Source organism: Vibrio sp. FF145, from assembly GCF_041439075.1.
Classification (GTDB): Bacteria; Pseudomonadota; Gammaproteobacteria; order Enterobacterales; family Vibrionaceae; genus Vibrio; species Vibrio tasmaniensis_A.
This window is the reverse complement of sequence record NZ_JBGONH010000047.1, coordinates 13,889-40,628: the sequence shown is the minus strand read 5'-3', so window position 1 is coordinate 40,628 and position 26,740 is coordinate 13,889. Positions and strand designations below refer to the sequence as shown.

The following is a 26,740-nucleotide window of genomic DNA, read 5'->3' as shown; positions in this document are numbered from 1 at the left end:
TATTCATCAACGAGTGCCCACACAGATTGATAGGTTTAAATTGTTAAAGAGCTTTGCTTGTCGAAACTTTCTTTTTACAAAGAAACCCTTGAAAGCGGACGTGAATTTTAGCGATTTAATTTTAAGTGTCAAACACTTTTTAAAATTAATTCCTTTCGAACTTTCCGTCTTACTGATTACCGCTGAAGCCTTGTAGCGACTGCCGTGTCAGTGAGGCGGCATTATAGAGATCATCGAAAACATGGCAACCCCTTTTTTGATAAAAATTCAAAAAAATTGCTTAAGCGTCTACTTTTACGTCAAAACCCTCTTTCATAGGCCAAAGCTCATACAATCAAGAGCATATAACTTAGAATTTCGCGACTAGATCTTTCGAGAATGTCTCTATATCCAGTTCTATACTCCACTTTTCACTCAGCTCCACTATGTTATCTAGAGATTTCTGAACCGTTTTTATCGTCAATGTATTGTTATCTAGGTCGTATACCTGTTTTTGCGTAGTGTAATAGAAGTAAAGAATAGTTAATGCTTCTCGATCGCCTTGCTCAGCTTTTGGTTGAATACGCTTAAGCTTACGATAGATTTGATTGTGAATTTGTTTCAGGTTCCACACATAAAGCGCTTCTTTAAAGTAATCATGCCCTTTCACACGGCTCGCAATAAAGGCATTCAAGGCGACTGATAAAATCACCCCGAGTACATTCAAATGGAAATTACCCGTCGATTCCCCAGTAACGGAGCCAGCTGAACCAAAAAGTTCAATCAGAACGCTACCGAATACAATGGCAAACAAGGCGAGTGACCCAACCAATGAAACCAACAGTAGGTTCATCTTCTTTCTATATTCTTCTTTATTAATCTTCTGTAACTTCATCGACTACTTCCTTATGTAATACCAATCGTAGTAAATAACTGTTCACCCTAGCTGGTTAAAACGCTTAATAACTGCGTTAGAAATTTTGATTGTAGAATAACTACTTATCGAAACTCTTTGTCGAATAGAGCCGCCTTGTTCTCAAGCCTTTTCCCTGCGCTATTTATGATCACTTACTGTGATTGGTATAAGTCACCTAATAATTTGCGCATACTATCTATGTAAACCTTGGTTAGCTTCAACCTTTACCATCTTGTAATGTGGTCACTCTCTATTTAATACGTAGAGTTCTTGTGGTCAGTACTATACATAACTCCATTTGACTTCATTAATAGAAAAGAGTTACATACCGCCATAATTTTTAGTTATTCATCAATTCATGTTGATTAAGCCTATTTCGCTTTATCACATACTGACAAGGTACATCCCATGCGTTCATTTGTATTACGCGCTCGCGCAGCCCCTACAGAGAGCAAACTTATCTTAGAAGGTGTAGGGCAAGACGCTCATACTGAGATTCTGGCTCATACTCTGATGAACACGATCTTCGTTGCTCAATCTCATCGTGAGAATGTCACCGTGCACCTTGTGTTAGAAAGTACTAAAGACTTTTCACGTACCATTACATTCGATTCAAACGAGATCACTAACATTGGTGGCTTCCATGAGTCTGCATTGTTATCTGCGGTAGTAAGAGCGGTTGACGCTTCTCAAGGCATGACAAAAGAACAGGCACGTCAGGTTGAACCGGGCATCACTGTTCGTACTATGAGTTTTGAAAAGTTGGTTAAAGAACTGGCTGAAGACCACCAGCTGTACATGATGGATAAGAAAGGCGACTTTATCCGTGACGCAGAGATTGCGGAAAACCCATGTTTCCTTCTAACTGACCATATCCCTATGCCGAAGAAAAGCTACAACAGCTTGAAGCGTTTAGGGACAGAGAAAATCAGCTTAGGTCCAAACATGTTGTTTGCTTCTCAGTGTGTTGTGTTGATCAACAATGAACTGGATGTGCGTGGTTTTTGATATCCACAGCTCTCTCTACGATAGTTTTCTCTAAAACAGAAAGTCTCTCTAAAACAGCAGTTCGCTATAAAAAATAGCTAGCCCTAAAACCATAAATGGAGCGATACACGCTCCATTTATGGTCAAATTAGCGTGCTAATTAAAAACGCACTTCGACGGTCATCCCTTCAATCCAATATTCTCTAGGCAAATCAGCCGTAAAGTTCAATGCTACTTTGAGATATGCTGGCTGCCCTTCAAAAGGGCTTGCTAATTGAGTCGGCAACTTACTGACGATTTCTACCGAATCTGCAATCTCAGCCTCAAAAGTACTACCATTAGGAAACCTTACCTTGGTATGAGCTCCTATTATCGCATTCTCTAAATATTTAGGGTCTAAATACGCGACCACTTGCGGGATGGTAATCTTCGCTATCGTTACCAGTTCATCACCTTCAAACACTCTCTGTCCTTCAACGACATGGATATCGACAACGCGGCCTGCATAGGGAGACTTAATCGACAGCTCTTGTTCAACAACACGTTTAAGTGCTAGATCTTTCATTAAAGCACGTCGAGCCTGACTAACCGGACCCGCTAATTCTCTTTCTTGTTCAGCTAATTTCGCATTTTGATAATCAAGTTTTTGTCCATTAAGCTGATTATTAAGTGAGTTACTCATTCCCACTATACTTGCATAGTCCACATCGGATACCTGACCTTTTTTCCTATATTCTTCATATCGCGTTTGAATTTGCTGTACCGTGTTTAAATTACTGCGCGTTTCTTCAATGCCTTTCAAGTGCAGTAAGCCAATATCATCAGGAAACCTGATTTCTAAATCTAATAACTCAGCATGAAGAAATTCGATTTGCGCTTCCACTTCCATATTAGTCAACTGAATCGCTGTCTCTGATTTTAGGATTTGACTTCCATCGTCTACTGGAATTGGACCGACTACTCCTGCAACTTTAGAGGTTAAGGTTACAGGATGCGAGGTAATGATTGCCGGAGCAATAACCAGAAAATTTGTCTTTAAGAAAAAATACGCTACGAATAATAGAGGGCTAACCACTAAGCTTAAGATTAAATACCAACGAAAGCGGTAGCCTCCTCTTTTCGCTTGTCCGTAAGCAACTTTGACACCATCATCCGATTGAGGGTTATTCTTTTTATCAAGATGAAATTTCACTTTCATTGTTAAAACCTTTTGCCTTTTTTCAATACCCACCAAGGAGCCATACTGGATTCTTCATGACTTCTTCTAAATAACTCATTCACCATAGAGAACGCCGTAATCAACCGCATAAAGAACTGATAAAACGGATACAAGATTAGCCATTTTGCCATCTTAAGATCTTCTTTCGCTCTTTCGGAAACCAACCCAATATAGACAGTAAAAAACAACAACACTGTCGACAAATAGACGCAGTAGATAAGGATCAGAAGTGCAGCAACAAAATCGAAGGGGTAAGCCCAAAATATGTAAAACATGAATAGCGAAACTAGAATGGGCAGCAATACGTTTTGTAGAACGCCATAAACTAAAGTAAATATAAAGTTTCCCCAACCGAGTAATCTAGGGGTTAGACCTTCATTGTGTTTCCTTAAAAACAGAAATAATAAGTCTCCATCCCATCTTAGCCTTTGTTGTACCAACCCTTTCAGTGTATCGGGTACATCAGTATGGCCCACAGCTTTAGGTGTAAAAGCGAGTTTATTGTTTGGATGTCTTTTCTTGTACTGTTTGAGCCTCATCGTTAAGTCGAGATCTTCAGCAGTATGAGTATCCCACCCTCCAACTTGCTTCAAAGTGTTCTTTCGAAAGGCACCAAATGCTCCTGATATATTATTGAGAACACCCCAGTTGGATAGCCCCGTCTTACCCGCTTGCATTGATAACATATATTCAAGAGACTGCATTCGCGTAAGCAAATTTTCTTGCCAGTTTCTAACGCGTAAAGCACCTCCAGAAGCAATCACATTCTTATCAGTAAATTGCTTCATCATTTGTAACGCCATGTCGTTATCAAAAGAAGTATCACCATCAACATTAATAACAAAGTCACCAGTAGCGTTATCTAAACCAGCATTTAACGTTGATACGCGACCTCCTCTTTGCCACTTAGGAATGACACGAACATCTCTGTTTCTTACCGTTTTATGTCTTTGCTCCCCTCGCATTGCAGCTAAGTAGGTATCTTCATTTTGAGTTGCTCCATCGACTACGGCTAAAATCTCAATCTTTCCGGGATAAAGCTGTTCAACAAGCGTGTCGATCGTTATCTCAATTGCATCTCCTTCTCCATAACAAGTAATTACAAACGAGATGCTTGGGTATTCTTTTATCTCTATATCACTGGCCGAATAAGACCAGCGAAAGATTCCACTTAACACAAGCAGAAAGAGTGGGAGCTCCACCATAATCATCATGGGGAAAAGCATTAGCCAAAGCTCAGAGTTCTCTAAAAGCATCCCCCAGAAGTACTGTTGGAGATCAAGGCTAACTGACAGCATAGATTTCACTGACTTTACTTTCTAACCAATAACCAACATCTTCTTTCATTGTTGGATCGGGTATACCCCATGCAAAGACATTCAGCGTGAAATCGTCATCTTCGATTAAAGAACAAAGTGCTTCTATTTTCCCGCGTAATACTTCTATATGTTCCATCTTAGCTTTAGGCATAAATACAAGAAGAACATCGCTTTTAAACTGACAACAAATATCAGAATCTCTAAACAATCCGTTTAAACGCTCTGTAATTTGCTCGATCAAAGCAAACATTTTTGCGTCTCCATTTTTAGACACATACTGCGCTAAATCAGGCAGGTGTAACCCCAATAATAAGTGCTCTTCTTCGTGGCGAAGTGCAATCCTATTAACCCAGCTAAGAAGATTAGAAAAATACCCGCCGTCTACTTTCCCGCTTAAGGTCAGTTCAGGCGCCGATAGCTTCACTCCATGACGGAATATATACTCTCCCTGAACTCCAAGTTTCAGCGAATAAATCTTCCTAACAACCAACTTTGAAATATCGTTTTTTGTACCACACTCGAAACAAGAAGCTAATGTCTCCGCCTCAGAAAAAGAGTGAGAGCATGAGTTACATGTATGAGTTTCTAAAGGGCGATCATAATCCACTCCAATATGTCGAAGCTGAGTCAAACATTTCGGGCATTCTAATTTTTGATTGCGTTTGAAAAGCCCTTGTTCAGCAACATGGCCACACGTGAAACAATGGAGAGAGGTACGCTCAGTAATATCAATGTCTTTGCAAGAAGGACACGCTTCGATGTAGTTTAAGTGGGCACTGGCACATTCATGACACACTCTTACTCGATCGATTAAATCCTCAATTTCAAAAGTGTCTCGCTTAGTCTCTGATAATACAAAACGATAAGTTGAACTTAACTCCGGATAGTAAAGCTCCACTAACGGATAGGAATATATCGATTTATGAGACAAATATTTGTGAGGTGATAATCGACGTCTTTGATCCAAGCCTAACCACCCAACAAGAGGGTCTAATGTATCCGATGTGTCGATAATACTTTCTAACGTTCTGCGGTGTTGAATCACCTCTTCTTCAACACTTTCTGGATTTAAAGTGCCGTCTGATAAACACTCTGATAATGCACTATCTTCTAAAATATAAATCTTCCAAGACCAAAATTTCCTGCTACGGTGGAGTTGGCTCATCACGTCGTCTTGCGAACTAAGATCGCCATTTAGAACTATGACGCCGCCCAATAATTCAGGGAGTTGATTAATGTCACTGACTGGCACGAGCTCAAATGATTCTCTGGTTTCAAGTGTAGGGGTTCCAAGGCAGTAAATTTTCAACTTATCTTTCATTCATTAACTCCAAGTCTTTTGACGCTGTCATCGTTGAATTAAAGCTAAACAAACGTTAATTTTGAACGATGCTATTTCATTATTCACCCTTACATAAATACTAGATATCGATATGAAAACCGTCCAATAATCAGCCAAAAAGATTAAATAAGCTCACCAATTAATTGACACCTACGAAACATGAATATTGTTAATACTTGGCATCAAAGCGGTTACATTCAAGTCTAAAAGTAGGGGTTGATGAGTGTTATTTTCGATAGCAGCACTTCCGGAATAATAGCGTTCTCAAAAAAATCAAGCCTAATGCCCATGATTTTTTGACCTCCTAAACACAAAAAGAGCTCAACTAAGTGAGCTCTTTTTTATTATCTATATCTTGCTATCAATGGAGTTATCTAGGAATCAGACCCGATTAACCAAAGATGAAGCTGTATAGGAAGCCTGCCCCCATCGCCATGCTTAGGATAACGAATAGGAATGCTGCAATCATTTGGTTCTTGAAGATTGATTTAAGCAGGATAACTTCCGTTAAACTTGCACCTGCACTACCAATAATCAATGCCATTACCGAACCCAACGCCATGCCTTTCTGAACTAGAGCAGCACTTAATGGGATTACCGCTTCAGCACGAATGTACAGTGGAATACCAATCACGGCTGCTACTGGAATCGCATACCACATACCTTCACCAGCGTACTGTGCAATTAGGTCTGTAGGAATGAAGCCGTAGATGAATGAACCAATCGCAATACCCATCATTAGGTAAGGGAAAACTTGTTTGAAGTCTTTCCAAGTTGAGAACCAAATTCTCATCCAACGGCTAGGTTCTTTCTTCTCTACAATCTCAGCAGTCGCGCTTCCATCCGCAGAACAGCATGAAACCGTGACTTGTGGCTCTTCTTTTTTAGAATCGCAGCAAGATGTCTCTTTCGCCATTACTGGCGCAGGTTCACCACATGCACTTGTACCACATGAAGATTCCGCTTTAGCCGTTGCTGCTTTTCTAGGAGCAGAGTCACCACAGCTAGTGCCACAGCTTGAAGCAGAACCTGTTGATTCATACGCTTCAGGTTTTACGTAACGCTCAAAGCCAAGCTTCTCAAGTGCGTAACCAGCCACTACAGACACAGTCATTGCTACAAGGAAGTAGAACACAGCGACTTGCCAGCCGAAGGTAATCACGAACAAACCAATGATCACTGGGTTCAATAGTGGGCTACCGAATAGGAACACCATCATTGGACCGAAACCCGCTCTTGCACGCAGCAATCCTTTTAGGAAAGGAATGGTCGAACATGAACAGAAAGGTGTAATTGCACCCAATAGTGCAGCAACCACATACCCCTTACCATTACGTGAGCTCAGGATAGATTGAATCTTTTCTGGTGTAAGGAACTCTTGAAGAATCCCAACAATGTAGCTGATCGCTAAGAAAAGGATAATTAGCTCTACTGCTAAGAAAGCGAACATATCAAGTGCGTCTTTTAGCATTGTTAACATTTCATTGCTCATAATTAACTCCAAACTGGATTGAAGGTCGGGCTCTATGAGAAAAGTAACCAACCCTTAATTTCGAATATTCTCGAATTATAGAAATAAACAGCTCCAGATCAAGCATTACTTCGATAAAAATCGAAATGATTTTCGAAAACACAGTTTTTCAATGACTTATACAGACACCGTTTTTAAATTTGAATTCGACATACATTTCGACTAACATCGAAATTAAATCTTGAGGAGTTAATATGAACTTAGAAGTCGTTGCGAAAGCACTTAAAGAGTTGGGGCACCCTATTCGCCTAACCATTTATAAGAGTGTCGTTAAAGCTGGCTACCAAGGCATTGCAGTTGGCGGCCTACAAGAAGAGCTAGGCATTCCCGGTTCTACCTTGTCTCACCACATATCCAGCTTGGCGTCTGCGGGCCTAATCAGCCAAAGACGAGAAGGAAGAACTCTATTCTGCGTGGCGGAGTATGAATGCCTAGAAGGTGTGATTGATTTCTTACAAGACGAGTGTTGCGTAAATGAACAGTGCAACTAATGTACCTTTGAACAGGGCACCTTTGGATAAGGCACCTTTGAAGCTCGAGCAAGTCTGGGCCGAGTATCAGCAAGCGTTAAAGTCATTCCTGCATTCAAAGGTCAACAACTCTGCGGATGTAGACGACTTGCTCCAAGATATCTTGATTAAGACTTATCAGAACTTAGACAAGGTACAAGATGCGAGCAGTGTTAAGGCTTGGCTGTTCCAGTTAGCCAACAACACCATTATCGACTTCTACCGTAAACATGCACGCCAACAACGTGATAGCCAAATTGATGCTGAAGATCTGTGGTTTACCGATTTAGACCACGACTCTGAATTTAAGCAGAAGCTCTCATTGTGTATTGAACCTTTTATTCAGGCACTGCCAGAACAAAGTTCATCGCTACTGCTTGCTGTCGATATCAAAGGTCAAAGCCAAAAAGAGATCGCAGAGGCTCAAAACATCAGCTACTCAACCGTTAAGTCTCGTGTTCAGAAAAGCCGCGGGGATCTTAAGAACCTATTCGAACAATGCTGTAACTTGTCACTGGATAAGCAAGGCAATGTGATTGATTGTGAGCTCAAGTCGGACGCTGATTGCGGTAAGTGCCAATAGAAGTACTGATAGTAACTAGCTCAAACCCATTATTTGAATAGAACAAAGCCAGCAATTGATGCTGGCTTTGTTGTTTTCATAATCTGAAAATCACGCTTTGTTTATGCGAATCGAGTGCTTAAGCGAACCTAGTGCTTGATCGTACCGAACTACGCCGCTTCCGCTTTTACGACCGGTTGATAGCGTCCCGGTTTATGGTTCATCGCCAAAATCAAGTTGGTTACTATCGCACCCAGTACAGACAGAAGAACCAGCGACACATCAACGATAAACAGTGAAAGCACAACAATCGTACAATCTAGTGCCATCTGAACCTTACCCGCACGAATCCCAAAACGTTCTTGTAAGAACAGCGCCAGAATGTTGAAGCCACCTAAGCTCATTTTATGACGGAAGATCACCAACATGCCGGTACCAATCAAGCCACCACCAAGTAAAGCTGCATACAATGCATGAATTTCGGCAATTTGAATCACGTGATACAAGTGATCCACGGCGAACGAAACAATCGAAACCGCGATAAACGTATTGATGGTGAAGCGCCAGCCCATACGAGCAACCGACAAAATATAGAAAGGTAAGTTAAGTGCGAAGAACACTTGGCCAAAGCTCAAATCTGTCACTTTGGTAATGAAGATCGCTAGACCAGCCGTGCCTCCGGTGAGCAAACCGACTTGATTGAAAAAGATAACGCCGAGTGACACTAGCGCGCTACCTAAGATCAGTGCCAATAAGTTTTCGCGAAGGTTATGATCTTTATCCATGTGAATGACTCTCCCTGAATCTTTTAACATCGCGTTTCAGTCCCGTTGAAACGATTGAAGTACAAATTTACGATGTTTAACAGATAAGTCGAGTAAATGCGCAGTGTTACTGAGTGATTAATTTGTATACTAGTTTTTACAGGCTTTAAAATACTTCACTAAAGCAAGCAGTTATATCTAAAAAATTAAATATCCATCCTAAATTCTCCGCTTCTACCACATAATCAGCGAGCTTCGTGTTTTCCTATTTATTAGCTACGTTTCATTCCAACTCCAGCGATGCTTAAATCTATGCATAAAACGCATAGACTAAATCACAAAAGGTCATTTGATACATACCCTACTCGTCATTATGATGCGCGACTTCTTACAACATTGAGCGCATGTAAACACCTTATGTTTTCACAATCTCTTTTTGCCCAACTCGCCAGAATGACGCTATTCCTTGTCATTAGTTTGGTAATTGTGCATCACAATCAGCCATTGATCGATCTCTTGGCTCAGCATGCCGTTAGCAGTGGATGCCACCAGCAGTCAGCGCATGAGCATTCCGGGCACGAACACCACCATAAGATGACTGACCAACACATGTCAGCGCAAGACCACTCACATCACCACCATTAATTTAAGAGTATTAGAATGAGCATTTTCCGTTTTCCTTTACTGGTATGGCTTGGGATCGGCACACTTATTATCAGTCTAGGGATCAGACAGTCATTCGGCATTTTCATGATGCCAATTTCAGAGCATTTCGGCACCGGCCGTGAGTTTTTCAGCTTCGCCATTGCTCTACAAAACCTGCTGTTCGGTGTGTTCCAGCCTTTTGTGGGCATGGCCGCTGACAAATGGGGAGCAAGACGCATCATTATTGCAGGTGCATGTGCTTACGGTTTGGGTTTACTTCTTACCTCAATGTCTACCGAATCAAGCATGCTTTACGTTTCACTAGGCGCATTGGTTGGCCTTGGGTTAAGTGCAACAAGCTATGTGATTGTATTAGGCGCTGTAGCAAAAGTTGTACCTGCAGAGCACGCGGCTAAGGCATTTGGTTTAACCACAGCAGCAGGTTCATTTGGTATGTTCGCGGTAATTCCGGGTGCGCAATACATGTTGAACGAGTTTGATTGGCAAAGTGCGATGCAAGTATTTGGCGTGCTTTGTTGTTTGATGATCTCATTTGCACTGTTTATGCGAGCACCGAAGTCAGCAACCAATAAACAAGTAGAAGACACCCAGACACTGAAAGAAGCACTGTCTGAAGCATTTTCGAACAAAAGTTATTGGTTGATTCATGCGGGCTTCTTCGTGTGTGGTTTCCACGTGATGTTCATTGCGACGCACTTACCAAGTTACTTAGCCGACAAAAACCTACCAGCAAGCAGCGCAGCAATGGCACTGGCTTATGTAGGTATCTTCAACATCTTCGGGTCTTACTTCTGGGGTGTGATGGGCGATAAGTTCAGCAAACGTCATGTAATGTCGGCACTGTACTTAGTGCGTACTGTAGTTATTGGTGCGTTTGTGACTTTGCCAGTGACTGAGTCAACCGCAGCTATCTTCGGTGCGGCGATTGGTTTCTGTTGGTTGGGTACGGTTCCGCTAACGTCTGGTTTAGTTCGTCAGATCTTCGGTGCTCGTTACCTGTCGACGTTGTACGGCTTGGTATTCTTTACTCACCAAGTGGGTAGCTTCTTAGGCGCTTGGGTTGGTGGTCGTATTTACGATTACTACGGTTCTTACGAGCCAATCTGGTGGTCAACGGTGGTACTGGCATTTGCAGCAGCACTGATCCATTTGCCTATCAATGACAAGCCGATTGAGCGACTGAAATTGGCAATGGCTTAGCGTTTAACGCTGACTCCCCCAACAGCAAAAATCGATAAGCAATCCAATAAGAGAGTGGATATTGAAAGGAGCACATCCTGAGATATTCGCTCTCTTTTTTATTGGCCGTTGTAATCGAAATTATAACTAGCGAAACTTGCATAAACCTCACTGAATAATAAGACTATTCTTTTCGTTTTAATTTATAGTATTCACTTGCTCCTTTAAAACTAATCCGCAGGCTTATGGAATACCTAGATCAGACCGCCCTTATCGCAATGGCACTCATTTTTGCAGGCTCATTTGTGCAAACCGCAATCGGCTTTGGTTTGGCCATTGTGGCTGCCCCACTGCTGTTTTTGGTTTCACCAGACTATGTACCTGCGCCTATCTGTTTAGTTGGCCTGTTCATCTCTTTATTCAACGCCTTTAAACACCGTGCAAACATTTCTATTGGCGGATTAAAAATCGCATTACTAGGACGCATTCCAGGCTCACTAGCAGGCGGTGCCTTGTTGGTGATGGTTTCAACGAGCGTGTTGTCACTTTGGTTAGGTTTATTAGTGGTATTTGCAGTGATTGTCAGCTTGCTTCCGTTTAGGTTAGAGCCGACGCCTGCCAAAATGGGCATCGCGGGATTTTTCTCAGGATTCTTTGGCACCAGTTCAGGTATTGGTGGCCCGCCGATGGCGCTACTGCTACAGCACCAAGATGCCAATCAACTTCGTGGCAACTTGTCTGCCTTTTTTGTCTTTAGTTCAATCATTTCGTTGATTGTTCAGATCCCAATTGGCTTCTTCACTATGCACCATTTGATCATCACCATACCTTTGCTGCCTGCTGCTTGGTTGGGTTACAAAGTGGCGTTAATGACCACGCAAAGCATTCCTAAAGAGAAGATACGTATTGGTTCTTTACTGTTATGTTCTATCAGTGGCTTTACTGCCATTTGGCAAGGCTTAGCTGGTTAGTATAGAGATAACGTAAGTACTGAAGGTTGCTTACGTTTTGTAACTATTTTGATGACAGCTCACTCATCTCGATAAGCAAGCTCATATGACTGACTAGTGACGTTATCCATTATGCTCAAATACCCTAATGCGGCGCCTTATTTAAGCTTTAAAGTCAGTACCACACTGTCGTAAATATCTCTATCTGGCGGTAACGATTCCCTCTCATTCACCATCAATGAACCATCAATGAACCATTACTGCATAAACCATTTTTTCATGAGCTTTTTGTATACAGAGCTGAGACTGTTCAAATCAGGCTGAATGTTCAATTGGTAGCGTAGTCCTATTCATAATACGTCTATATACTGCATATTCATTAAGCAGGAAAATGAACACATTCAGTATTAAGGACTTTCAAATGAAACAACTTGGGTTTAAGCAAGTTCTTTTAGTCGCCGTATCAGCAATAATTGCAATAAGTGTAGGCTCAGCCAACTATTTTTCATATCAGAGCAATAAGGAAGCACTGACTGAGAATATTTATCAGAGCACACAAGACCGTATTCGCATTGAAGGGAATAAGGTTGAGACTTACCTAGAAGCAAAAACACAAGCAGTAGCAAAAGTAGCTGCTGATTATCGTCAACATAATTATCAAGATAGACACGCCGAGCGAATGCGCGTGGGCTCATTAGGTGCTGATGTCGCGAACTTAATGATAGGTTTTGACAATGGCGATGCTTATGCCTCATTCGATTACCCGGGCTGGGATAATCACAAAAGCCCATCAAGCTACGACCCTCGCAGTAAAGCTTGGTACAAAGAAGGTAAGCGTTCAGGAAGCCTTGTATATACAGACCCATATACAGACTCCACAACAGGTACCTTAATGGTGAGCATTGGTAAAGATGTTGGTAACGGTGTGGTATTGGCAGACATTCCACTCGATGTTCTAAGTGACACTGTCTCTGAAATCGACCTCAACGGTGCTATTTCGATGATGATGACCAATGACATGACGGTGCTGGCTAGCACATCCAGTGTGGTTAAGGTGGGCACTAAATTAACGGATTACGCTTCTTTGAAAGACGTTGCAAAAAAAGCACAAAATTCAGAAAGCACAATCGTTAATTATAGTATCAACGGCGTTGAGAAAGTGATGTTCAGCCATGCGGTTAGCTATGGTGACAAAGAATGGTACCTACTTGTTGGATTAGACAAAAGCGTCGTATTCGCAGCGCTAGAAGTTGCTCAACAGCAAGCGATTATGATCACGATTGTCTACCTATTGATCAGCGTAGTTGTCACGTTATTCATTCTCAATATTCTTTACAAACCCATCCTAGCGTTGAAAGAAACCATTACAGGGCTATCAAATGGTGATGGTGATTTAACTCAGAGACTCGAAGTAAAGAAACACGATGATTTAGGGCAAATCGCATCTGGTGTAAACCAATTCATCGAGCATATACAAGACTTGATGCTAAAGATTGACGCAGCATCGTCTGAACTGAAAGAAAATGTGCAGCAACTTGAACATAAATCAGATGAAAATAACCACATTTTGAATCAGCACGTGCAAGAAACTGAACAAATTGTCACTGCCATTGAAGAAATGAGTTCAACAGCTGACGCCGTTGCCCAAAATGCAGGTGAAACGGCGCAATCAACTAAAGTCGCGTCGGATATCGGGGAGCAATCACTCAATGCTGTCGGTGATGCACAAATGAAGGTTAATGCACTAGTTTCTGAGATAGAGAACACATCATCGAACCTAGAAAGCATGAGCCAAGAAACTAAAGGGATTAGTGATATTTTGACAGTGATTGGTGAAATCGCTGAACAGACCAATCTCCTTGCGTTAAATGCAGCGATTGAAGCCGCACGAGCGGGCGAGCAAGGTCGTGGGTTTGCAGTAGTAGCGGATGAAGTGAGAGCCTTAGCAAGTCGAACACAAGCGAGTACACAACAGATTGAACAAGCGCTGACTCGTTTGCTTTCAGTGAACAAGAATGTTGAAGAGTCTATGAATAAGACGAAAGGGACTTGTGACGAAACATTTAATAACACCGAGAAAGTGGGCAGCAGCTTAAATGAGCTAACGTCACAAGTAACGGGTATCAATGACCTAAGCATTCAAATTGCAACGGCCGCAGAAGAGCAAAGCAGCGTAACTCAGGAAATTAGTCGTAACATGGTGGCTCTGAGTGACATTGTAAATGAACTCAACAAAAATGGAGATCAAGCTTTGGTGCAAACCAACAATATCTCCCAAGTAAACGAACGACTGGCATCAATGGTTGGTATGTTTAAACTACGTTAATTTCTACTAAAACAGTTAGTTAGAATGAAACCCGTAGTGTATGGAGGTTATAGTTTCAAATAGCATCTATAGTTTTTCAATAGCAGTCATCGTTTAAAATAGCCGCCTTCTCCGAAGGCGGTTTTTTATTCCTCTCTTTCAAAAGCCCCACCAGAGCTCTTCTAGGCAAGTTTATTACTCATTTGCGATCTCTTAGAAACATCGGTAACAAAAGTTCTATTCTTTGCGTCGGAATCAGTGGCACCAATAGGTAAATCAAACCGGCAAAGGCGATAGACGCAGCTAAGTCTTCAGGGCGGTGCATACCAAGCCAAACACGACTATAAGCAACGCCACCAGCCCAAACTAGCAAACCGCCGACTAAGTAAAAACGTTTCGCTTCTAGGAACAAGCCGCCAAAGAACGCCAGACACACGCCAACGAAAATCATGTGCCCAGATGGGAAAGAATAGTCAGTCTCACCTAGCCAATGACGTGTTCGCCACTCACTCACCTTGTCTTGCACAGATGCAATCGCTGCGTTCTTTTCTACCAATGGCAGTTCGTAAAACAGCTCTGGCATTTCAACGACTTCTTGCGTCACCAAATACTCAGAATAAGGACGCGGGCTTTCTGTAGAATGCTTTAAGAAAGTTTTTGCTGCAAAGCTGAGAACCAACAACAAGCCGAGCTGCAGACAAAGGCTGACGAGCTTAGCTTTGGAAAATTTCATCGTGAGCAATACCAAAGACAAAACAGCTAGCGTTACCAAGAATCCTTGATTACCCGCCGAGTAAGTCACAAACGTTATGAAGGCGCCTTGGAAAGGCGAAACCCCAGCCCCAAGGTCAAAATTAGATCCAAAGATCAAAAACGGTACGAGAGAAGACAAACTTAAAACGAGCAGTAATAAGCCTTTGGATTTGTTAGAGAACGGAGATGTCATGACTAAGATCTTTTGGATAAAGTGGATGGATGCTAGCGCAGCTTAGCACTGCCAATATCAATTTTATGTCAAAACGGTCATTAAGCCGTCATGGTCTAACAATGTTCGATTGATGAACCTCTTGAGTATTGATTCGGTGAACAGCCACGCCAGCATCAACAATGTTCGACATCCACTGATGTTCATAGAGCAACAAAGACCACTCAAACCAGCTGATTCAAAGGTCTTATCCCACTAAAGACTGCCGGACACGTTCTGCTGATAAAGTGAACACTTACCCGACTATAAGGCCGGAATCTGAAAAACTTTGCTGTCAGTCCTTTAAATCCACTATTGAAAGGATTACCATCTGGTCTGCTTTCAAAGCAAAATAGATTATTAATTTTTATTCTCAGGGCGGGGCGAAATTCCCCACCGGCGGTATGTCCTTAGCAAAATCTAAAGATAAGCCCGCGAGCGCTCGATTCGTCGAGGTCAGCAGATCTGGTGAGATGCCAGAGCCGACGGTCATAGTCCGGATGAGAGAGAATGAAAACACACTCGTTTAAGTTGGAAAGGTGTACCTATTTATTAGGTTCATGCCTCCAACTTAGACGGGTGCATTTCGTTTTGGATAAAACCATAATGAGCTAATACCAATCACAGTAAATAAATGATCAGAGATAGCGCAGGAAAAACGCTTGAGAACAAGGCAAAATTTTTCGATAAGTAGTTATTCTACAGTCAAAAATTTTAACGCCGTTATCAAGGGTTTTAACCAGCTAGAATGACCAGTTGTTTACTACGATTGATACAAGTCGACTTGTAATGAGTCTGCTTTGTTGTGCTCGGTTGAGATCCCTCATACAGCCCTGATTCTGGTGATATTTTAGGAGTTTAACCATGAATCAGTCTTCACTACTTGCCGAATTTGGCGAACCAATCACTCGCGTTGAAAACGCACTGCAAGCTCTACGCGAAGGTCGTGGCGTGCTTTTACTTGACGATGAAGATCGCGAGAACGAAGGCGACATCATCTACTCAGTAGAACACCTAACTAATGCGCAAATGGCGCTTATGATCCGAGAATGCAGCGGTATTGTGTGCTTATGCTTAACAGACGAGCAAGCGAACCAACTTGAACTTCCACCTATGGTTGTTGATAACAACAGCGCAAACCAAACTGCGTTTACCGTCACTATCGAAGCAAAAGTCGGCGTAACAACAGGTGTTTCTGCCGCTGACCGTGTAACAACGATCAAGACAGCTGCAAACCCAACGGCTAAGCCTACTGACCTAGCTCGCCCTGGCCACGTATTCCCATTACGTGCGCGTAAAGGTGGTGTACTGGCTCGCCGCGGTCACACAGAAGGTACTGTGGATCTAATGCAAATGGCAGGTCTTCAATCAGCAGGTGTCCTGTGTGAAGTAACCAACCCAGACGGCACGATGGCAAAAGCTCCAGAGATCGTTGCTTTCGGTAAAATGCACAACATGCCTGTACTGACCATTGAAGATATGGTGATGTACCGCACTGAGTTCGACCTAAAACTGGCTTAATGCTTAATATTTAATGCTTAGTGCTTAGTGCTTAGTGCTTAGTGCTTAGTATCCTGATATTTACTCAAGCGCATTAACCTAAACAGATTTAGGCTCACCAATTGAGTAAAGCTTATTTTAAGCAGGACATAGTGACTGTCACTCAAACAGCTTTTACATCTGATTGATGCCGTCAAGTAAACCCTGTTAGCGTCTGAATAACATCTCAAATTAGAGCCTCACTGATTTCAGTGGGGCTTTTTTCATACTCACGTCCGATAAAAACCAAGCTAATTAGCAACTATTATCATTAACAATACATTTTTGTTATGTTATAACATTGCGAATTATTAATCGTAACTAGGACAAAAGCATGAAAAAGCTTGCCGCACTGGCACTACTTTCCATCAGTGCACTACTCATATGGATATTTGTACCATCGAAAGAAACACAACCAACAACGCTAAACATTTCTGGCCCCTTTGAATTTACCGACCAAGATTTATCTAAAAACGGCTATTTATTTACACGGTTACAAGTCGTTGAAGCGCTTACTGCTATCGATAAGTCAGGCAACGTCACCCCTTTATTAGCGAAAGAATGGACAACTAACGCAAACAATTTACGCTGGGAATTCACATTGCGCCCAGACGTTGTTTTCCACGATGGCTCCCCGCTTACCGCGCAAGCTGTTCAAACTTCTCTTTCTCACGCTTTAAAAAAACCTGGCGTATTAAAGCGTGTACCTATCAAAGAGGTATCAGCTTCAGACAACCTTCTAGTGATAGAACTATCTCAACCTTATCGACCATTGCTGGCAGTGTTAGCGCATTACACAGCAGCGATTGCAGCACCAAGTTCGTTTGATCAACAAGGAAATGTTGCACAACTGAGTGGTACAGGTCCTTATAAAATCCAAGAGTTACAAGCTCCTCATAAAGCGCATGTTGTCAAAAATGCGGACTACTGGGGCACAAAAGCCTCGATTGAACATGTTCACTACCTTGCAGGTCATCGCTCTGAAAGCCGTGCTTTGTTAGCACAAACCGGTCAAGCCGATCTGGTTTACACACTCGATCCAGCCAGTATCGACCTACTTGAGTCTGCAAAAAATGTTGAATTAGTGATGGAGTCAATCCCAAGAACGATCCTAATTAAGTTGAATAATGAACACCCACTTTTGAATCATTCAGATGTGCGTCAAGCTATCAGTTTAGCTTTGGACCGAACGGGTATTTCAAAACAAATCGTCCGCGTTCCAGGCTCTGAAGCCTATCAACTGTTTGCCCCTTCTCTTGGCGCATGGCACATCAATAACCTTGAACAAACTCAGCGCAATATCGACCAAGCGAAAACATTACTCGCAGGGCAAGGTTGGCAGGAAAATGAGGAAGGTCTCCTTTCGCGAGAAGGCAAACCATTCGATATTACTTTAACTACCTACTCAGACAGACCAGAGCTGCCTATCGTAGCAACCGCGATTCAAGCTCAGCTTAAAGAAGTCGGTATTCAAGTGAATGTTTCTATCGATAACTCAAGTGCAATTCCATCAAAGCACAAAGACGGCACATTAGAAATGGCGCTCGTGGCGCGTAATTTTGGCACTACGGCGGATCCCCTAGCCTTACTGATGCGAGATTTTGCTAGCCATAAAGGCAGTGACTGGGGACCAATGAACTGGTCTTCTGATGAGTTCAGCAGCTTACTTCAACGTCTATCGGTTGAACCAAACCAAGAGCAATATAATCTAATGACTCAAGAGGCTTCATCCATATTAGCGGAAGAAATGCCGCTGATTCCTGTGACTTTCTACACTCAATTAGTCGCGGTGAATGAACGTGTTAACCACTTCTCATTTGACCCATTTGAAATCAACTATCGCATCTCAGAGATGACGATTAATGATTAATATCTTAATCCGAAGAGTACTCCAAGCCGGCTTTGTGGCTTGGAGTATCGGAACACTCACTTTCATTTTAATGCGCTTGTTACCCGGCGACTTTGCTTTTCGAATTGCAGCGGGTCGCTATGGGTATGATTATGTGGATGCGGATGCGGCACAAGCGGTTTATCAAGAGCTAGGGCTTGATCGTTCGGGCTTGCAGCTATACCTCGAATGGCTATGGGATCTTCTCCATTTTGATTTGGGAACATCATTGATTAGTGGCACCCCCGTCATTGATGAAATCAGCCACCAGCTCGGGCATTCCATTTTATTGGCAGTCGTCGCGACCGTCATTTCTCTTCTCATTGCCATCCCAATCGGTATTTATTGTGGAAAACGGACCGACTCTTTTGCAGACCATTTCTCGCTATTAGGTTCCATCATCTTAAGAGCTCAGCCTGTATTTTTAATAGGTTTGGCCTTGGTGATTATATTTGCGTTACAGCTGAATTGGCTTCCTGTGGCAGGCTTTGGTCGAGTCGAGTTTATCATTTTGCCCGCCCTCGCCTTGGCACTATCGCTGGCTGCAATGTCTAGTCGTCTTATAAGAAACGCCACTCACGATGCCATCACAGCACCGCACTTTTTATTCGCTCGTTTAAAAGGACTCAGTGAGGCGCAAGCTTTTCAGCATCACGCTCATAAACACATCGCTTTACCTGTTATTACTTTTGTTGGTGTTCAAGCAACCGGGTTAATTGAAGGGATCATTATGATCGAGTCATTATTCTCTTGGCCGGGTATTGGTCACGCGTTAGCGCATGCGATTTTCCGTAGAGATATACCAATGATTCAAGGTTCTGCTCTGCTGATGGGGCTTTTGTTTGTGGTCATCAATACCTTAGTCGATCTGGTCAATTATCAATTAGATCCAAGGCAGCGAGCCAATAAACCCTCTGCTTTATTTTCAAAATTTAGACCTAATAAACGACAAGCAGAATCCGAAAATAAGAAGGTTAAGATCGTATGAATTTAACAAAACCGCAATGGTTAGGTCTGATTATCTTAGCCGCCTTGTTATGCGTGGTCATTCTAGAACGGATTGTCTATCAAGGTGATATTGCCAAGCAAAATTTAGACCTTGCATTCACAACGCCTTCTGTCGAAGAACCTTTAGGCAGAGACCATTTTGGACGCAGTAATCTAGCGAGATTAAGCCACGCCATCAGCACCTCACTTTCCATGGCATTAATCAGTATTACCACGGCTGCGTTGTTAGGGACGTCAATGGGAGTAATAGCCGGCTGGAAACAAGGATGGTGGGATAAAATCTTTTCATTCAACGTGAACATGATACTCGCCATGCCCGGCTTAATTCTTGTTTTACTTTTTGCGGCAATGGTTCCTGGATCATTCCTTATTCTATATATCGCCATATCGCTCATGCTGTGGGTGGATTTTTTCCGCGTGTCACGCAACCGAACGTTGTCACTCATTCAGTCACCTGCAGTAGAAGCGTCTCGGCTTTATGGGTTCAACCACTGGTATATATTCAAGCGTCACTTATGGCCAGATTGCCGAAATGATTTATTCACCCTGTTCTGTTTTGGTACGGGTAATTCAATACTGGCACTCGCGTCTTTAGGCTTTCTGCATGTTGGGCTCAAGCCGCCAGAAGCTGAGCTCGGCTTAATGATGGTTGAACTATTCCGTTACTACCACCAAGCCCCTTGGGTTTTGATTCAACCGGTACTGACCGTTTTTCTTCTGGTATTAAGCTTTCATTTATTAGCTCAAGGAAAACGTCACACGCAATCCTCAAAAAACCATGCGCATAATGAACCAAGATCTAAACAAGAAAAACTGCAACTAGGTAAACAAGCGGATAAGGGAGTAACAGCATGAACGCAATGTTAAAAATTGAAAACCTGTCGATTCATACTGATACTCAAACCTTAGTCCAGAGCTTAAGTTTAGATTTATATCCTCAGCGTCCGCTCACCATTTTGGGAGAAACAGGCGCGGGGAAAAGCCTAATCGCGGCAGCTATCGCCGGCACATTACCTGATGCCTTAAAACCAGAGGGCGACATTACTTTGTTTGATGAGCTTAACCCTTTAAACCGAGAACGATTTTGGGGTAAAGAAATCGCTTTGCTACCTCAAGAACCTTGGTTAGCACTCAACCCGCTTCGGACTATAGGATCGCAGATAAGCGAAGTTCATAAGCTGGTTTTAAACGAAGATCGCTCCCAGAGTGACACACTCACCCATCATGCACTTCAACAAATGGATCTGGGCAAAGATGGAGATAAACACCCATTTGAACTCTCGGGCGGAATGGCGCAACGTGCTGCGTACTTATGTGCGACACAAGCTGGAGGCAAACTGTTAATTGCCGATGAACCCACAAAAGGCTTAGACGAAAGCCGACGTGATCACGTTGGGCAACTTCTCCTTTCTCACTGCCAACAACTTGAAAATGGCAAACCCGGTGGCCTGCTCACCATCACTCACGACATTAAACTGGCTAAAATGCTAGGTGGTGACATCATTGTCATGAAAGAAGGCGAAATTGTTGAAAAGGGAAACGCTAAAGCCATTTTAGATCAGCCACAAGCGACCTATACAAAAGATCTCATCCGAGCGCAACCTGAGTATTGGTCTCTTGATCAGCCAACTTCCTCGCAACCTTCAAATGAATCAAATAGTCACGCTACTCCCTCAGAGGTTGGTATACAAAGCGGGCAGAAGCCATTGCTTGAAGTTGAAAGTTTAGCTATTTACCGCGATCAAAGAACACTCTTTTCAGATCTCACGTTCTCATTATCACAAGGTGAAATACTGGGAGTTTATGGTGACAGCGGATGCGGGAAATCTTCTCTCGCCGATACTTTACTAGGGTTGCATCACGACTTTTCCGGCAATATCGACTGGCTTCAAAAAATCGAAAAAGGACAACGCCTCAAGCTTTACCAAGATCCACCCAGTGCGCACTCCCCTCACACAACACTAAAAACGTTGCTTGATGACTTGTGTGCGCTTCACAAGCTAAATCGCTCCAAGATACCCGTACTTCTAGATAGATTGAGCCTTAACTCTGCTTTGCTTGAACGTCCATCAAGCCAAGTATCCGGAGGAGAATTGCAGAGGTTTGCGATTTTACGAGCGCTACTGATGAGCCCAAAACTGTTAATTGCAGATGAACCCTCATCACGATTAGACCCCATCACTGCAGCACAAACGCTAAGGCTAATTGTTGAAGTATCGAAAGAAGCTAATTGCGGCCTAATTTTGATCAGCCATGATCGACTGGCTCTGAGTAAGCTATGCAATAAAGTGATCGACTTATCGCGCTATTGATTTATCTAGCTATTGATTTCTGGATCGATCGACTTATTGGGCTATCGACCTAAACGAGCTTCGCGGTTATCTGCCTTCTCAGTGGTACATTCGCCGTAAATCTTTAGTCATACCTTCACTATCTACTCACTGAATGTACATCTCTGTGTAACCCAATCTGACTAACCTTGCATAAGAGGTTAGCCAGATTGTAGCTATTTATGCTTCAGCCATAGCAAAGTCTAGAAACTATAAAAACCTCTAACCTCTTCTATCGCACTCACTCGAATGGTGAGGTGATGCACCAGTATTGGTCATCCACAAGCGGGCTTAAAATATAAGTCGTTGAAATATAATGTTTATCAATTTTGGTACAAATCGTGAACTACCACTAAGTAGGTATTCAGATGTTAGGAGTTGAATATGTTGGTCGTTATTTCAGTGGGTTTATCCCTATTAGTACTTGCAGCGCTGTTTCATTTCTCAAAGAAGAGACAAACAGCGCTATCACACCGGTTTGAAACCTTAGTTCTACTCAGACAGTTATTGTTGCTATCACGCAAACATCGCGCGGCAACGCATTATGCTCTGGCGTATCAATTGACGAGCGACTCAATTCGAAAAGTGAATCAGATTTACGACAACATACTTGAGGTATCTGAACTGCTTCAATCTCATGTGTCGTTTGACAGCCGTCCGATGTATCGCATTTATCATCTCAAACTCATCGCTATGCACAATGACTGGCAAAACCGTAGCTTAGTACGTAATCAATCGATTCATGGAAAAACGATTCGCCACAGCATGTTCTTGATGGATGAAGTGATGATCATTTGGTTGATTCAGTCTGAACGAGAAGACATGAGCCGTGAGTATCACATGAATTGGCAACAGATCTTAGATTGTATGGAGATCCTGACCAAGTTGAGAATGGCCATCCCTGGGATAGAAAAGGCGGATATGGAGAAGCCTGAGGAGTACGCGAGATTCAAATTCTACGCATCTCAAACACACCGCAAACTTAACCAATTATCGATTATCTGCCCTATCAGCAGTGGATCACCTATTTGCACACGTGCGATGCATGCACTCGCAGAAATCGCATCGAGCAACGAATTAACCCAACCTACAGATAGCTTATACGAATTAACCAGTGATATTTCTAGCGTCGTATCGCAAGTTTACGACCAAGTATTATCCGACATTACTAGAAACTTGTATCAGCCTTTACCTGACATCAACGATAAGGCGATAAACACCCGATTATCGGTACACAGATACGTGTAAAGACTTCGTGAGAGGAGAGCGTGTGGAACTCTGAATGATTGAGTTCAAATCCGATATCACCTTTGATATCGGATTTTTGTATTTATGTGTTTATGCCTTGTGTACTTGTGTATTTGTGTATTTGTGTACTTAAGATATATGACCTCAAACATCCCCAGACTTAATATCGCTAGACCAAACTTCTGCTGCAAAATCAATGAACTGACGAACAACAGGCAGCTGATAACTGCGAGACAGATACACCGCCCAAAGCACACTGCTGGGTGAAACAAAGTCATCCAATATTCGTTTCAATTTACCATTCGCAATCAGTGGATTGGCTAAATCACAAGGTAAGCGAACAATCCCTTTTCCATGCTGTGCGGCGCGAGTTAATACCCCAACATCGTTAGCCTTGATAGTGCCAGACACCTCAACCGAATAGTGCTGGTTATCCTTAACGAAATCCCACTTAGAAACACTCAAATGGCGAAAGCAGTTATGCTGTCGAAGTGCTTCGACCGTTTCAGGTTCTCCGTACTTGTCTAGGTAGACTTGAGAGGCACACACCACTGAATCAATTTCCATGAGCTTTCGAGCAATCAAACTATCGTCAGGTTGGTCAGTATAGCGAAGGGCAATATCTATTCTCTCATCCACCAGCTGCGCAAAACGGTCTGAGGCAAACAACTCGACCGTGATATTAGGGTGACGCTCTGTGAATTGCTCAACCACATCCAACAGCATGTTTTGAGTTAAACCAATCGGCGCTGCAATTCGAATTACCCCTGAAAGATCGTCGGTTTGATTGAGTGAAGTGACTTCTAGCTCTGCGGTTTCATGGAGTATCTTCTCGCAACGTTGCAGCGCAATCTCTCCTGCCGCTGTCAAACTGACCTTACGAGTCGTTCTGTGCAGTAACCTTTGTTTTAACCACCCTTCGATCTCTTGAACATGCCGTGAAACCTGTAAACGGCTCATGTCCAAATGCTCTGCTGCTTGAGTAAAACTGGCGCAATTTGCGACTTCAACAAAGCTACGCATCGCCGTCAACCTATCCATCACACACTCCTTAAGCTATTTAACAGCTAATCCAATCTTATTAGATCACTATATAGATACAATCTACATCATTTTTCGATATTTATCGCAACCCAGTGAGCTATTAGACTGCAATGGCTGTCGAGAAACAGACTCAATAAATTAGATAATTGGAGAGACATTATGAAAATTGCAGTATTAGGCGCGTCAGGTTGGATTGGTAGTCACATCGCTCAAGAAGCTCAAGCTCGTGGTCACGACGTGGTTGCAGTCGTAAGAGATGCAAGCCGTGTAGAAATAAACAATGTTGAGGTTCGTTCATTTGATTTACAAGATGAAGCAGCAAGCCTTGCAACCGCACTATCCGGCGTTGATGCAGTAATCACTTCGATTGGCGGACGGGCTTTGGGTAATCACGACATCGTAAAAAGCACAGCAACTAAGCTGCTTGAGACACTGCCAAGTATTGGTATCGAGCGCCTACTTTGGGTTGGCGGTGCAGGTTCATTAGAAGTGGCGCCAAACGTACCGTTAGTGACCGTTCCTGACTTCCCAGCAGATTACAAAAACGAAGCACTAGCACAGGGTGAAGCGCTTGAAGTGTTCAAGCAATCGAACAGCGAGGTTAACTGGACGTTTGTTAGCCCTGCAGCAGAAATTTTCCCGGGCGATAAGCTATCAACCTACCGCACAGGTGGTGACCAACTGCTCACCGACGAAGATGGCAACAGCAAAATATCCGTCAGCGACTACGCGATTGCGATGATTGATGAGCTCGAAGCTGGTAAGTTCCCACGTCAACGTATTGGTGTCGCGTACTAGTCAGCTCATATATAAAAACTTAAAAAGCCGCTTGTTCAAAACAATGCGGCTTTCTCATCTTTATATTGAGCATTCCTTTAATCCAATGGCAAGTGACCCGTTTTCACTAGGATAACCGTCTCTTCTTCCACATAAGGGAAATGCTCGCTCATATGAGGGCTACGCATCCAAGTATGTTTTGGATACACGCCATGTTCATCTTTAAAAGTGCCTGACAACACAAAGATCTCTTCACCACCAAAATGACGGTGTGGCTGAAAGCGCTCACCAACGGGCCATTTCACCAAGGCCACATTTTCGTGCTCAAAAACATGTAGCGGCATCACTTGTATGCCACCGATGCCCGGAAGCCATTCCGTTTCTAGGGTATTGATACGAACTTGAGTTAAGTCTCTCGCATCAAACTGATTAAGCTTCACCAAGATCGTGCAGCCATCTTTGCTTGATGGAGAATGCGCACTGCCCGGGGGATTACGGATATAAGTGCCCGCTGGGAAGTCTCCAGTTTCATCTGAGAACACACCCTCTAATACGAATATCTCTTCGCCTTGCGGATGCGGGTGCTCAGAAAACGAAGATTCAGGATCGTACTTCACAACACTGGTCGTGTGGCCCGATTCTTTCTCTTCTCTTTCAAGCGGCTTACGCCAAACCCCTTTGGCAGGGCTTGCAATCCAGTCTAATGATTCGGTTTCAATAACCAGCTTTTTTGAAAAGTCCATGTTGAACATAATGGCGACCTTACTCTTGTTATCGTTTTAATTATTCTTGTTATCTTTCTAGCTTTTATTCTACGCGAATACTCATCCAGGAGGCCATCTCGCTGCATTTTTCCTGCGCGACAGCCACCTTAACAGAAGCCTAATTAATTGCGGCCAGCTATCACACCGCCATCAACATCCCAGATTGCACCCGTTACCCAATCTGCACTGTCTGACAGTAAGAAAGAGATGCTATTGGCGATGTCTTTCGGCAAACCGACTCGGCCAATCGGATGGAATGCGTTGAAACCTTCTAGCGCTTGATCCACTTCTTCAGGTTTAATGAAAGATTCGTAAATCGGTGTTTTAACCACAGCCGGAGAAACCGCATTCACACGAATATTATGTTCAGCCAGTTCCATTGCCATGTGCTGTGTTAATGCGTGCAGGCCAGCTTTAGCCATTGAATAGGCAGAAGATGGCGTCGCTTTGATTGCCTGCTTCCCCCACATAGAGCCAACGTTAACCACACTGCCACCACCGTTCTTGATCATCAATTTACTTATCGCTTGAGTGATGAAGAAGGTTGCTTTATTAAGCTGCATGTATTGCTCGTAATCAGATTCTTGGTGCTCGATAAACGCTTTAGGGTTGAAGTAACCCGCCGCATTCACAAGGTAACCAATGCCTTCTTCGAGCGACTCTAAATGCGCAATAAGGCGAGACACACTTGCATCATCATAAAGGTTAGCTTGCCAGCCTGAAGCGTGACCTAACGATTGCAATTCTGACACCGCTTTATCTAACTTAGTTGGGTTATTGCCGACAACCAACACATGGATGTTTTGAGCGACTAACTGCTTCGCTGTTTCAAAGCCCATACCACTTGTGCCACCGATTACTACTGCAATACCATTTTTAGTGAAGTTCATTTTGTTATCTCCTAAGTCATGTGAACGTGGTAATCTTAGGCTTTGAACTAACACTATGAA

At 42.9% G+C, this 26,740-nt stretch carries 24 protein-coding genes and 1 riboswitch; of the genes, 14 read left to right on the top strand and 10 right to left on the bottom strand.

The window, feature by feature from the left end:
* Positions 1–196: hypothetical protein (locus ACED42_RS16720; protein ID WP_371703425.1), on the top strand; the 196-nt coding region annotated here is incomplete at its 5' end.
* A gap of 153 nt (positions 197–349) precedes the next feature.
* Here ACED42_RS16720 and ACED42_RS16715 read toward each other — a convergent pair.
* The gene (locus ACED42_RS16715; RefSeq protein WP_017103550.1) at positions 350–874 is read right to left on the bottom strand and encodes a DUF3087 family protein; all 525 of its coding nucleotides are present in this window, start codon (positions 872–874) and stop codon (positions 350–352) included.
* 429 nt (positions 875–1,303) lie between these two features.
* On the opposite strand from ACED42_RS16715, the gene trmY reads away from it, so the two are divergent.
* Positions 1,304–1,903, top strand: a complete 600-nt coding sequence (gene trmY, locus ACED42_RS16710; RefSeq protein ID WP_371703423.1) for a tRNA (pseudouridine(54)-N(1))-methyltransferase TrmY — start codon at positions 1,304–1,306, stop codon at positions 1,901–1,903.
* Positions 1,904–2,042: 139 nt separating this feature from the next.
* On the opposite strand, the gene ACED42_RS16705 is transcribed toward trmY, so the two are convergent.
* From ACED42_RS16705 to ACED42_RS16690, 4 genes are all read right to left on the bottom strand, one after another.
* Positions 2,043–3,116 carry an HlyD family secretion protein gene (locus tag ACED42_RS16705; protein ID WP_371703421.1) on the bottom strand — a complete coding sequence of 358 codons (1,074 nt, stop codon included), beginning with the start codon at positions 3,114–3,116 and terminating at the stop codon, positions 2,043–2,045.
* Positions 3,083–4,399, bottom strand: a complete 1,317-nt coding sequence (locus ACED42_RS16700) for a glycosyltransferase (RefSeq protein WP_029223012.1) — start codon at positions 4,397–4,399, stop codon at positions 3,083–3,085. Before ACED42_RS16700 ends, ACED42_RS16705 begins: the two co-directional genes overlap by 34 nt.
* Positions 4,386–5,741 carry a hypothetical protein gene (locus tag ACED42_RS16695; RefSeq protein ID WP_012601065.1) on the bottom strand — a complete coding sequence of 452 codons (1,356 nt, stop codon included), beginning with the start codon at positions 5,739–5,741 and terminating at the stop codon, positions 4,386–4,388. Before ACED42_RS16695 ends, ACED42_RS16700 begins: the two co-directional genes overlap by 14 nt.
* A gap of 412 nt (positions 5,742–6,153) precedes the next feature.
* Positions 6,154–7,254, bottom strand: a complete 1,101-nt coding sequence (locus ACED42_RS16690) for a permease (RefSeq protein WP_135385436.1) — start codon at positions 7,252–7,254, stop codon at positions 6,154–6,156.
* Positions 7,255–7,487: 233 nt separating this feature from the next.
* On the opposite strand from ACED42_RS16690, the gene ACED42_RS16685 reads away from it, so the two are divergent.
* Positions 7,488–7,784, top strand: a complete 297-nt coding sequence (locus tag ACED42_RS16685; RefSeq protein ID WP_004733042.1) for a helix-turn-helix transcriptional regulator — start codon at positions 7,488–7,490, stop codon at positions 7,782–7,784.
* Positions 7,768–8,385 carry an RNA polymerase sigma factor SigZ gene (sigZ, locus tag ACED42_RS16680; RefSeq protein ID WP_371703418.1) on the top strand — a complete coding sequence of 206 codons (618 nt, stop codon included), beginning with the start codon at positions 7,768–7,770 and terminating at the stop codon, positions 8,383–8,385. Before ACED42_RS16685 ends, sigZ begins: the two co-directional genes overlap by 17 nt.
* 149 nt (positions 8,386–8,534) lie before the next feature.
* Here the strand turns inward: sigZ and ACED42_RS16675 are convergent, their stop codons facing one another.
* Positions 8,535–9,149 (bottom strand): YitT family protein, encoded by a 615-nt coding sequence (locus ACED42_RS16675; protein ID WP_017065874.1) that lies wholly within the window; start codon positions 9,147–9,149, stop codon positions 8,535–8,537.
* A gap of 639 nt (positions 9,150–9,788) precedes the next feature.
* Here ACED42_RS16675 and ACED42_RS16670 point away from each other — a divergent pair.
* The 3 genes from ACED42_RS16670 to ACED42_RS16660 all read left to right on the top strand — a co-directional run bounded on the left by ACED42_RS16670 (position 9,789) and on the right by ACED42_RS16660 (position 14,249).
* Positions 9,789–10,994, top strand: coding sequence for an MFS transporter (locus tag ACED42_RS16670; RefSeq protein WP_102250156.1), 1,206 nt, complete (start codon positions 9,789–9,791; stop codon positions 10,992–10,994).
* Positions 10,995–11,218: 224 nt separating this feature from the next.
* Positions 11,219–11,944 (top strand): sulfite exporter TauE/SafE family protein, encoded by a 726-nt coding sequence (locus ACED42_RS16665; protein WP_009846277.1) that lies wholly within the window; start codon positions 11,219–11,221, stop codon positions 11,942–11,944.
* 400 nt (positions 11,945–12,344) lie between these two features.
* Entirely contained in the window at positions 12,345–14,249 is a 1,905-nt protein-coding gene (locus ACED42_RS16660; protein WP_371703416.1) for a methyl-accepting chemotaxis protein, read from the top strand.
* A gap of 178 nt (positions 14,250–14,427) precedes the next feature.
* Here ACED42_RS16660 and ACED42_RS16655 read toward each other — a convergent pair whose 3' ends face one another.
* A complete protein-coding gene (locus tag ACED42_RS16655) occupies positions 14,428–15,174 on the bottom strand; it encodes a phosphatase PAP2 family protein (protein WP_371703415.1) in 747 nt (248 codons plus the stop codon).
* Positions 15,175–15,557: 383 nt separating this feature from the next.
* A riboswitch (FMN riboswitch) is annotated at positions 15,558–15,708 on the top strand.
* 348 nt (positions 15,709–16,056) lie between these two features.
* Between ACED42_RS16655 and ribB the strand changes: the two genes are divergently transcribed.
* The 6 genes from ribB to ACED42_RS16625 all read left to right on the top strand — a co-directional run bounded on the left by ribB (position 16,057) and on the right by ACED42_RS16625 (position 23,205).
* Positions 16,057–16,713 (top strand): 3,4-dihydroxy-2-butanone-4-phosphate synthase, encoded by a 657-nt coding sequence (gene ribB / locus ACED42_RS16650; protein ID WP_004733029.1) that lies wholly within the window; start codon positions 16,057–16,059, stop codon positions 16,711–16,713.
* 352 nt (positions 16,714–17,065) lie between these two features.
* Entirely contained in the window at positions 17,066–18,601 is a 1,536-nt protein-coding gene (locus tag ACED42_RS16645) for an ABC transporter substrate-binding protein (RefSeq protein WP_371703413.1), read from the top strand.
* Positions 18,594–19,607, top strand: a complete 1,014-nt coding sequence (locus tag ACED42_RS16640; protein ID WP_371703411.1) for an ABC transporter permease — start codon at positions 18,594–18,596, stop codon at positions 19,605–19,607. The genes ACED42_RS16645 and ACED42_RS16640 overlap by 8 nt, the downstream gene beginning before the upstream one ends.
* Entirely contained in the window at positions 19,604–20,482 is an 879-nt protein-coding gene (locus tag ACED42_RS16635; RefSeq protein WP_371703409.1) for an ABC transporter permease, read from the top strand. The genes ACED42_RS16640 and ACED42_RS16635 overlap by 4 nt, the downstream gene beginning before the upstream one ends.
* Positions 20,479–21,939, top strand: a complete 1,461-nt coding sequence (locus ACED42_RS16630; RefSeq protein WP_371703407.1) for an ABC transporter ATP-binding protein — start codon at positions 20,479–20,481, stop codon at positions 21,937–21,939. The genes ACED42_RS16635 and ACED42_RS16630 overlap by 4 nt, the downstream gene beginning before the upstream one ends.
* Positions 21,940–22,341: 402 nt before the next feature.
* Positions 22,342–23,205, top strand: a complete 864-nt coding sequence (locus ACED42_RS16625) for a hypothetical protein (protein ID WP_371703405.1) — start codon at positions 22,342–22,344, stop codon at positions 23,203–23,205.
* A 144-nt stretch (positions 23,206–23,349) separates the two neighbouring features.
* Here the strand turns inward: ACED42_RS16625 and ACED42_RS16620 are convergent, their stop codons facing one another.
* A complete protein-coding gene (locus tag ACED42_RS16620; RefSeq protein WP_371703403.1) occupies positions 23,350–24,246 on the bottom strand; it encodes a LysR family transcriptional regulator in 897 nt (298 codons plus the stop codon).
* A 162-nt stretch (positions 24,247–24,408) separates the two neighbouring features.
* Between ACED42_RS16620 and ACED42_RS16615 the strand changes: the two genes are divergently transcribed.
* Positions 24,409–25,047: an NAD(P)-dependent oxidoreductase gene (locus ACED42_RS16615; RefSeq protein WP_371703402.1), complete on the top strand. Its 639-nt coding sequence runs from the start codon at positions 24,409–24,411 to the stop codon at positions 25,045–25,047.
* A gap of 77 nt (positions 25,048–25,124) precedes the next feature.
* On the opposite strand, the gene ACED42_RS16610 is transcribed toward ACED42_RS16615, so the two are convergent.
* Positions 25,125–25,778, bottom strand: a complete 654-nt coding sequence (locus tag ACED42_RS16610; RefSeq protein WP_371703401.1) for a cupin domain-containing protein — start codon at positions 25,776–25,778, stop codon at positions 25,125–25,127.
* A 134-nt stretch (positions 25,779–25,912) separates the two neighbouring features.
* Entirely contained in the window at positions 25,913–26,680 is a 768-nt protein-coding gene (locus ACED42_RS16605; RefSeq protein ID WP_009846265.1) for an SDR family NAD(P)-dependent oxidoreductase, read from the bottom strand.
* Between the last annotated feature and the right edge of the window lie 60 nt (positions 26,681–26,740).